The sequence below is a fragment of the Bacillus sp. MUM 116 genome, assembly GCF_001866655.1.
Taxonomy (GTDB): Bacteria; Bacillota; Bacilli; order Bacillales; family Cytobacillaceae; genus Neobacillus.
The window spans coordinates 20,127-29,838 of record NZ_MLYR01000060.1; the positions used below are offsets into that span (position 1 = coordinate 20,127).

Here is a 9,712-nt window from a genome sequence, read left to right on the forward strand (position 1 = left end):
CACCCGGCTAAGATTTCAGTAGTATTATGAAAGCGCTCACACCTAATGGTATAAGTCTAAATTCTATTAAAACAAAAATAGGAAATTTTAACCACTACATGAATCCCAATCATGAAATCTATTCATCTGAAAATTCATTCTTCAAGATTCTTCATTTCCCTAAAATTGGTTGTAATTCTTTCACTATAAACAAATAAAAAAATTAAAAAGGGGTTGTTTCAATGAAAAAATTGGCTTTATTGATGACGGCAATTTTGACTTTTTCAATTTTCGCAGCGGGTTGCAGTTCAAAAAGTTCTTCGGGAGGGAAAAAGGAAATCATCACGGTTTATACGGCAATTGAAGATAATCAAATTCCTGCTTATATTGATTTATTTAACAAAGTCCACTCTAATATCGAAGTCAAGTTAGTCAGGGATTCAACCGGTATTATTGCAGCAAAGCTTTTAGCTGAAAAAAATAATCCTGTTGCGGATGTCGTTTGGGGACAAGGAATCACAAGCTTAATCCCACTGGATGAGGCGGGTTTACTAGAACCATATAATCCAAAAAATATTGACCAAATCCTTCCTGAATTTAAGGATAAGGCCAATCCTGTTCACTGGGTGGGAATGGATGGGTATATGGCTACGTTTGCGGTCAATACCGTTGAATTAAAGAAAAAAGGCTTGTCGATTCCTCAGTCCTACCAAGATTTATTAGATCCAAAATACAAAGGGCTTATTTCTATGCCAAATCCGGCTTCGAGCGGTACGGGATTTTTAACTGTTTCGGCACTTCTTCAGCTGATGGGTGAAAAACAGGCATGGGACTACATGAACAAGCTGCATGAGAATATCGGCATTTATACTCACTCCGGCTCAAAACCTGCCAAACAAGCTGGTGAAGGAGAATTCCCAATCGGTATTTCGTTTGATTATCCTAGTTTTAAAGAAAAAGAATCCGGGGCACCTGTTGAAGTCGTTTTCCCTAAAGAAGGTTCCGGCTGGGAAATGGAAGCAACAGCTCTTATTAAAAAGCAGAAAATTAAAAAGGCAGCAAAAACATTCATGGATTGGGTAACAACAAAGGATTTCTTGCAACTGGTCAATAAAAACTTTGCCGTTGTATCAGAAGATTTAGGGAATCCACTGCCCAAAGGGTATCCTCAAGATCTATTAGGTAAACAACTGATTAAAAACGATTTCCAATGGGCTGGAAAACATAGAGAGTCAATCCTGGAAGAATGGACGAAACGATATGATTCGAAGAGTGAACCAAAAGAACAATAACTAGTTTAATAAATAAGAAAACTTTGCAAAATTGTAAAGTAGCACTTTGCGAAGTTTTCTTTTCCATATGACCACTAAAAAGGAAGGGGACTTTCAATGGAACAGCTGCTAGACATTCAAAATGTAACCAAGACATTTGGAAAATTTGTGGCCCTTGACCATGTCAATTTTTCCGTCAATAAAAAAGAATTTGTTTGCTTATTAGGACCGAGCGGGTGCGGGAAAACGACGTTACTAAGGATTATCGCCGGTCTTGAGGAGCCGAATATAGGCTCGAAGATTTTGCTGGAAGGAAAGGATATTACTTCTTCTCCGCCATCAAAGCGAAATTTTGGGATTGTTTTTCAGTCATATGCTTTGTTTCCCAACTTAACAGCCTATCAAAATATTGCCTATGGACTTAAAAATAAGAAGCTTTCGAAAAAAGTAATCGATGAAAAAGTTCGTGAAGCCCTTTCACTTGTTCACCTAGAGCATATAAAGGATCGCTATCCAGCCCAATTATCCGGTGGTCAGCAGCAGCGGATCGCACTTGCAAGGGCTCTCGCGTTATCTCCAACCTTCCTCCTCCTGGATGAACCATTATCGGCTCTTGATGCTAAGGTCCGGTTAAAATTAAGAATTGAGATTCGTAAATTGCAAGAAAAATTAGGAATCACGACCATCATGGTTACTCATGATCAAGACGAAGCCTTGACGATGGCCGATAAAATTGTCGTCATGAATAATGCCAAACTGGAGCAAATCGGTATACCGCAAGAAATTTACGAAAATCCCAAAACCCCATTTGTTGCCGATTTCATCGGGACAGTCAATATGCTGTCTCATGAAGGTACAACGGCAGCGATTCGGCCTGAACATATTCAAATTTTAGAAACCTCTTCAAAAAGCAGTATCCAAACAGTTGTCAAAGCAATGGAATTTCGCGGGGCTTTTTATCGGTTGTTTTTGGATATTTCCGATCCTCAATACCAGGTTGCGGATGGATTATTGGCAGTCGATGTTCCTGCTTCTTTAATTAAAAAGTTAAATATCGATAAAGACAGTGTTTTACATGCAGAATTGCCGCAAAACCATCTCGTTACATACGCCTAAGCGGTTCAGTCAATTTAGCAAACAGTAGAGGTGGAAAAGAATGCAGAGGTGATCAATTTGATTAGTGAGGAACAGGTATTAAATCCGACAGAGGTGCCGGCTCAAAGCAATGTGTATCGAAAGAAAATCCGCCAAAAAACCGGGAAAGCAGAATGGCTGCATAAGACACTCATTGTTTTGATGCTAGTAGGGCTTATCGTCGGAATCGTCTTGCCGTTATTTCAACTGCTTTTGGAAGCGCTTAAGGATAAAAACGGGGTATATGCCGGGCTGGCCAATTTTGTTCATTACTTTCAAACCCCGTCGCTTGTCCAGTCCATGTATAATACCTTGTTTATTTCGATAGTAACAGGTATTATTTCGGTTGTGCTTGCATTTTTTTATGCCTATGCGTTAACCAGGACGCAAATCCGTTGGAAAGGTTTTTTTAAATACATTGCTTTTCTTCCTTTGTTCGCTCCGACAATGATGCACGGGATTGCGCTAATTTATCTATTTGGCAATAAAGGAGTATTTACAACCGGGTTTTTTGGTTTTTTTGAAAAAATATTCGGAACAACTATGGGAATTGATATTCATTTATATGGCCCAGTCGGTATTGTCATCTCGGAAGTAATCTATACATTCCCGCAAGCATTTTTAATCATCATGGTGGCGATTTCGGTTACGGACTACAGACTGTATGAGGCAGCTGAAACGCTTGGGTCCGGGAAAATGAAAAAGTTTTTTACCGTCACGATTCCCAGCATTAAATACGGTTTGGTCAGTGCCTTTTTCGTTGCCTTTATTTTAAGCTTCACTGACTTTGGAGCACCAAAGGTCGTCGGAGCCCAGTATAATGTACTAGCGACGGATATCTATAAGCAGGTAGTCGGCCAGCAAAATTTGAGTATGGGCTCTACCGTTGGCATTATTTTAATCATCCCGGCCTTGATAGCCTTTCTTGCAGACCGTATGATGCAAAGGAAACAAAGTGCCTCATTTTCTTCAAAATCTGTTTCCTATAAAATTAGGAAAAGTCCTTGGCGTGACAGGGTGTATTTTACCTATTGCCTTTTGATTTCAGCCGGTGTCCTATCTTTAATCGGTGCCATTGTAGCCGCATCACTTGTGAAGGTCTGGCCATATAATTTTTCCTTAACACTGGAGCATTTGACCTTTAAAAATGTTGCCGGAAACGGCCTTGAACCTTATTTTAACAGTCTTTATGTTTCTTTGATTACCGCAATCATTGGAACGATCGTCATTTTCTTAGGCGCCTATCTCATTGAAAAAACCCGGTTTATGAAGGTAACGAGACAGATCAGCTACTTTTTATCGATTTTACCGCTGGCATTGCCTGGGCTAGTGATAGGTTTAGCTTATATCTTTTTCTTTAATAAGCCTGAATTTCATTTCTTTGGTTTGACCATTATGAATCCGTTCCAATCCCTATATGGAACATTTATGATCATCATCATTGCGAATATTATCCACTTTTATTCGGTCAATCTTATTACTGCAACTACTGCCTTGAAAAAATTGGATAAGGAATTTGAACCGGTATCGGAATCGATGAATATTCCATTTTATAAAACTTTTTTTAATGTTACAGTCCCGATGTCGCTTCCGGCTATTCTGGAGATTGGCATCTATTTGTTTGTTAATTCAATGACCACAATATCCGCGGTTATATTCCTTTATACAGCGGATACAAAGCTCGCCTCGATTTCGATTGTCAACATGACGGATGCAGGTGATACCGCACCTGCAGCTGCGATGTCTTTCATCATTGTACTAACGAATATTTTTGTTCGGCTCGTTTATGAGTTTGCCACAAAGAAAATCAGAAAACGGACGCAGGCCTGGCAGCAGCGTTAAAAATAAAAGGGATGTAGAAATTAAAATCTATATCCCTTTTATATTTTGGCTGTGTTAAAGGACATTGTTGATTTTTAGCCCGGTTGATTGGAGCGGAATGCACGAAACTCCTACGAGAGTAAGGAGCAGGGGAGACCCCGCAGGAGCGCAAGCGACGAGGAGATTCCCCGGACCGCCCGAAGGTGCGCGAAGTGCCTGGAGCGGAAATCAACAGACAAGTTTAACACAGCCTATATTTTTTTAAAAAGTACCAATTAAAACAAATAAAAACCAATTAAATATCGAATAAAACTATTCACAATTGTCTGAAAACATGATATTCTTATTTACAACGTAAAGTAAGCGCTTGCAGTCGTAGCTTAGATTTAGAAAAATAGGAGGTTTTATATGTCGCCATTAGTTCATTCAAAGAAGGTGAGGGTAAGAACAAAGCTGCTATTGGCTTGACGCTATTCCGGAAAAATAAACACACCCGAAATCGATTTGTTTTTCACTATAATTTGATTGCTGTTCCATTATGATAGGGTATTTACTTGAATATTTAAACAAAATCATTCTATCTTTTTCCAATGTTATAGTAAAATTATAATGGATATTTATATCGTGGGGTGAATGAGTTGTCATTAGCTGGAGAAGAAAGAAAAAGGAAGATACTTGAACTTCTTGAGATAAGCGGGAAAGTTAAGGTTAACGAACTTGCAGAAATTTTAAAGGTTTCAACTGAAACCATTCGCAAATATTTAGATGAGCTGCAACAGGAAGAAAAATTAAAAAAAGTATATGGCGGGGCAATCAATATTTCCTTTTTTAACGAGGAACCTCCCACTGTAGAGAGAGAGGTGATTTACTCTGAAGCCAAACAACGAATCGGAGAGTTTGCTGCCAATCTGATCAATGATAATGATGTCATTGCGATTGATGACGGAAGCACACCGCTTCAACTCGTTAAAAACTTGCGAAAGAAGCGGAATATTACGATTTTTACTACTTCCATCTCGGCGCTGTCTGTGTTGATTGATTTACACCAACAAAATATTTTCACAGGGAAGATCATCATGCTTGGTGGTGAAATTAACACCACACATCATCGGGTAACGGGAAGTTTTACCATCGAAATGCTGGAAAATCTATATGTGGATAAATATTTTATCTCAGCAGACGGTATTACAAAAGAAGCAGGAATAACGAGCTTCGATTCCTCGAAAGGAATGGTTACGCGAAAATTAATTGATCATTCGGGTAAACAAATTGTCCTCATTGATCATTCAAAAGTGGGGAAACGCACCCATTATAAGATGGCTGATTTGCAGGATATCGACATCATTGTTTCCGATAAAGAACATCCAGAGGATTGGGAATATCTCTTAAAAGAAAATAATGTAAAATGGCTGGTTGCAGACAAAAAATAAATCCTATCAATCAATAGACTCTCTAATCCGATGGCAATAGCTCCCGGTAAAGGAGGATCAGTATGGAGCATTTGGGAGTCTTATACGAAGCGCATTTATTGAAAAATATTGAAATTTACCTTCGCTTAGTCATCAGCGCACTGCTTGGCATGTTTATGGGCTGGGATCGCAGTGCCAAAAACAAGCCGGCAGGACTAAAAACCTTTACGTATGTTTCTGTGTCGTGCACGCTTATTACTCTTGTGTCAATCTATAGCGCCGAGATTTTTGGCAGCTCTAACCCAAATAATCGAATGGATCCGATGAGGCTTACAGCGCAAATTGTCTCCGGACTTGGATTTTTAGGGGCTGGCTTGATATTAAAGGATGGACTGCAAGTAAAAGGACTGACGTCTGCGGCGATGATCTTTTTTGCCGGCGGAGTTGGGATAGGCATTGGAGCAGGCTTTTATGGCTTGGTTTTTGCCTCCGTTTTAATTACGTTTATTTTGGCAAAAATAAGCCATGCGATAGAACAACGCCACCTCACGTCTCTAGAAAAAGAAGAAGGAAAACCTGGGTATCATAGAAGTTCAGGTTAAAAAAAAGAAGCTGACTCAAAAGGTTGTTGAATGACGACTCTTTTGAGTCAGTTTTTTGTTTTCACATTATCTTTGGTCTATTTTTCCGATTTTTGACTTCCGAAGTGGAGATATTCCCTTTATTCTTGGGCCATTTTTGTTTGTTTTTTGGTAATAGATTCTCACTTGAAAATATTGTGTGCAACACAAATAAGACCCCATTCCGTAGTATTTTTGGAATGGCCTCTTAATGAAAAACGGTTGAAACCATGGTTGTACTTTATTTGGCCAAAGACAGGTTCAACGTCCGTTTTTCTTTGTCTATATTTTTTATCTCCTTCTTCAGTAGATTCGCACGATTAATCGATTCCGTTCAAACCATATGAAGGATATCATTTACGAAACATTCTTTCCGATTGTGGATTTACTTTGTCAAGAAGGACTTATTAAGCTGGAAGTCCGGTTTTTGATTGCAGGAAACCCAAATGAAATAAATATTTTCACCAAGTTGTTTCGCAATTTGACGAGAAGAGTAGATGGGATTAACATAGCCATACATTATGACTTTTAACATCATTTTTGGGTGGTAAGGAGGACGGCCACCTCCTGGATGAAGAGAAATAAGAATGTTTGGATTCATCTTTTCAACAGTCAGATCTACAATTCGGTATAGATGATGCTCGGGGATGAGGACTTCCAATATCCATAGGTAGAACTAATTGTCCTGACGTGATATAATTCATGTACATTTGAAAATCTTCCTTTCTGGTGTTGTGATGTGTGGTAACTTCATTATACCAAATGGAATGATTTTCTTATTTTTTTTGTGCAAAAATTCTACTAATTTTTTCAGCAGAGTTGATTGGAGCGGAAGGCACGGAGACTCCTGCGGGAGTACGGGGCAGGGGAGACCCCGCAGGAGCGTAGCGACGAGGAGGCTCCCTGGACCGCCCGCGGAAAGCGAAGTGCCTGGAGCGCAAATCAACGGACAAGTTTAAAGAACGATACGCCAAAAACGGGGTGCTCCTAAAAGTTATGAACTTTTGGGACACCCCGTTTTTTCTATTGGCTAGACCTGCTTAAACCACAAATTAAAACCAATAATTTTCCCAAAGATGAAAATAAAAAACAACAATTAAAACCAAGACAATCCAAAATACTTGTGATACAATCAAGTTAACTCATCAATTGAGTGAATATTTTAAATTTTGTCAGGAGGGTTTTTAATGAAGGTCTTTTGCTTAGGTGGTGCAGGAAGAATTTGCCGCGAAGCCGTTTTGGATCTTGTCGAGCATTCTGATTTTGACGTGATCACCATTGGTGATTTTAATGAGGAGCTTGGCCTCGAATTAGTAAAAGAACTGAATGATCCCCGTGTAAACTTTGTAAAGGTAAATGTTTTTAATCATGAGGAAACCGTTAACCAAATGAGGGGCTACGATATTGTCATGGATGGAACGACCATCACCTTAAATGGCCTTTCAACTGCTTGTATTGCCGAAGCCGGCTGTCATGGAATCAATTTAAACGGTTTTGGCGCGGAAGATGAATATTCCGAAATCTTTAAGAAACATAATCGGACGGCGGTACCGGGTTTTGGAATGACTCCTGGTGTAACGCAAATGATGGCAATGCATGCCGCCAACCAATTGGATGAGGTCGAGATTGTAAGAGTAAGCCATGGCTCTTTCCGCCCGATTGCTTTTTCAAAATCCATAACTGAAACCACCACCTATGAATACGACCCAGATCTTCCAGGACGAATCGTTTTTGAAAATGGCGAATTCGTTCAAGTCCCTCCTTTTGCACGACCAAGAAAAATTCAATTACCAGAACCATATGGTGAAACCATTCAATATATTATTCCGCATTCAGAAACACGCACCCTGGCAAAAGCACTTGTGAATAAAGGCGTAAAGCTTATTGAAGTTCGGGGAACCTGGCCAAAACAGAATATGCAGCTGGTCCGTGCCCTTTACGATTATGGAATCATGCGCAATCCAAAAGTTAATATGAATGGCCAAGAAGTTGGTGTCATGGATGTAATCGGTGAATACCTGCTTCAATCAAAAGAGGGTCAGGAAACAGAGATGTATGGTTATTCACTCCATATTGAAGTGATCGGTAAAAAGGATGGAGTAAAAAAGCGCCATGTCCTATTCCATACACATCCAGCAAGTGACGGATCGGTAAAGGGATGGGAAAAATTACGTGCCTATACTCGAAATGTCGGGATTCCAATGGCGATTGCGGCTGAAATGATTGCCAAGGGCGAGGTATCGAAAACAGGAGTATTAATTCCGGAAGAGGCTTTTAAGCCAACTGTCATTTTTGAGGAACTGAAAAAACGCGGGATCCATATTCATGAAGAAATCAGCGTTGGTGATGAAAGTGTTGAAGAAGCAACAACGATAAATGCTTAAAATTTTCTAAATCGTATGGGCGGGATTTATACATAATGATTTCGTAAATGCCTGCCCTTAAAAAACGACCAGCCAATAATCACGTTAATGATGAAATAAGTAATATTGGTTGTTATAAAGGAGGTTCGTCTTTTGAGTAATCAGTCTCCTCAGATTGAAGCAATTATTTTTGATTGGGCAGGAACAATGGTAGATTATGGATGTTTTGCGCCATTGAATGTATTTCTAGAGATATTTCGAAAAAGAGGAATAGAAGTGCTAGAAGAAGAGGCTCGCGCTCCGATGGGACTGCTAAAGTGGGATCATATCCGCGCCATGTGTGATATGGACCGGATTGCCCAATTGTGGAAAGCGAAATATGGCAAAGTGCCAATCGATAAAGATGTTGATGATTTGTATGCCGATTTTGAACCGATGTTGTTCGCAAGTCTAAGAAATTATTGTACCCCCATCCCGGGTGCACTTGATTTGGTCGAGCGATTAAGGAAGAAGGGGCTTAAAATTGGCTCTACAACCGGATATACCGCGGAAATGATGGCGGTTGTCGCTCCGGAAGCCAAGAAACAAGGTTATGCCCCCGATTATATGTTTACACCCGACGATGCACCGGCGGGTCGTCCCTATCCGTGGATGTGTTATTTAAATGCAATGAATTTAGGGATATTTCCAATGAAGCATATTATCAAGGTTGGGGATACGGTAAGTGATATTAAAGAAGGAGTCAATGCCGGGGCTTGGAGTGTTGGCGTGATTAAAGGCGGAAGCGAGCTGGGATTAAAAGAAGAAGAAGTAATCTCAATGGATCCCGATTTATTAGCAGAAAAAATGGAAGTTGTGGCAAAGCGTTTTAAAGATGCAGGCGCCCATTATGTGATTGATAGTATCGGAGAATTGGATAAATTGATTCCAAAAGTCAATCTCCGTCTGGCAAATAGCGATTATTAAAGGTTTTTTCCCATAGATTGTTGTTTTTCGTATAAGTTCATCAACCCGATAACTAAATGCATCGTGGCATCTTTTCGTAAGAACATTTGCGAAAATTGCCTAGAAACTTAAGTATTTGACCCTTATTAAGGTCCTAAAGCAACAAAGTT

7 protein-coding genes and 2 pseudogenes are annotated in these 9,712 nt (G+C 39.7%); 7 read left to right on the forward strand and 2 right to left on the reverse strand.

The window, feature by feature from the left end:
* Nucleotides 1–221: 221 nt before the first annotated feature.
* The 5 genes from BIV60_RS15540 (at nucleotide 222) to BIV60_RS15560 (ending at nucleotide 6,216) form a co-directional block, all read left to right on the forward strand.
* Nucleotides 222–1,271 (forward strand): putative 2-aminoethylphosphonate ABC transporter substrate-binding protein, encoded by a 1,050-nt coding sequence (locus BIV60_RS15540; protein ID WP_071356637.1) that lies wholly within the window; start codon nucleotides 222–224, stop codon nucleotides 1,269–1,271.
* A gap of 96 nt (nucleotides 1,272–1,367) precedes the next feature.
* Complete coding sequence (locus BIV60_RS15545; RefSeq protein WP_071356638.1) at nucleotides 1,368–2,366, forward strand: ATP-binding cassette domain-containing protein; 999 nt, start codon at nucleotides 1,368–1,370, stop codon at nucleotides 2,364–2,366.
* Nucleotides 2,367–2,459: 93 nt separating this feature from the next.
* A complete protein-coding gene (locus BIV60_RS15550) occupies nucleotides 2,460–4,226 on the forward strand; it encodes a putative 2-aminoethylphosphonate ABC transporter permease subunit (protein WP_256218435.1) in 1,767 nt (588 codons plus the stop codon).
* A 617-nt stretch (nucleotides 4,227–4,843) separates the two neighbouring features.
* On the forward strand, nucleotides 4,844–5,635 hold the full coding sequence (locus BIV60_RS15555; RefSeq protein WP_071356639.1) for a DeoR/GlpR family DNA-binding transcription regulator: 792 nt from the start codon (nucleotides 4,844–4,846) through the stop codon (nucleotides 5,633–5,635).
* Nucleotides 5,636–5,697: 62 nt separating this feature from the next.
* Nucleotides 5,698–6,216, forward strand: a complete 519-nt coding sequence (locus BIV60_RS15560; protein WP_071356640.1) for an MgtC/SapB family protein — start codon at nucleotides 5,698–5,700, stop codon at nucleotides 6,214–6,216.
* 161 nt (nucleotides 6,217–6,377) lie between these two features.
* Here the strand turns inward: BIV60_RS15560 and BIV60_RS31005 are convergent.
* Both BIV60_RS31005 and BIV60_RS30495 read right to left on the reverse strand, forming a co-directional pair.
* Nucleotides 6,378–6,533, reverse strand: a pseudogene (locus tag BIV60_RS31005) (transposase); the annotation flags it as partial.
* Between the two features lie 98 nt (nucleotides 6,534–6,631).
* A pseudogene (locus BIV60_RS30495) lies at nucleotides 6,632–6,944 on the reverse strand (transposase); the annotation flags it as partial.
* A 477-nt stretch (nucleotides 6,945–7,421) separates the two neighbouring features.
* Between BIV60_RS30495 and BIV60_RS15565 the strand changes: the two are divergent.
* Nucleotides 7,422–8,618 carry a saccharopine dehydrogenase family protein gene (locus tag BIV60_RS15565; RefSeq protein WP_071356641.1) on the forward strand — a complete coding sequence of 399 codons (1,197 nt, stop codon included), beginning with the start codon at nucleotides 7,422–7,424 and terminating at the stop codon, nucleotides 8,616–8,618.
* Between the two features lie 132 nt (nucleotides 8,619–8,750).
* Nucleotides 8,751–9,563, forward strand: coding sequence for a phosphonoacetaldehyde hydrolase (phnX, locus tag BIV60_RS15570; protein WP_256218434.1), 813 nt, complete (start codon nucleotides 8,751–8,753; stop codon nucleotides 9,561–9,563).
* Nucleotides 9,564–9,712 lie beyond the last annotated feature (149 nt).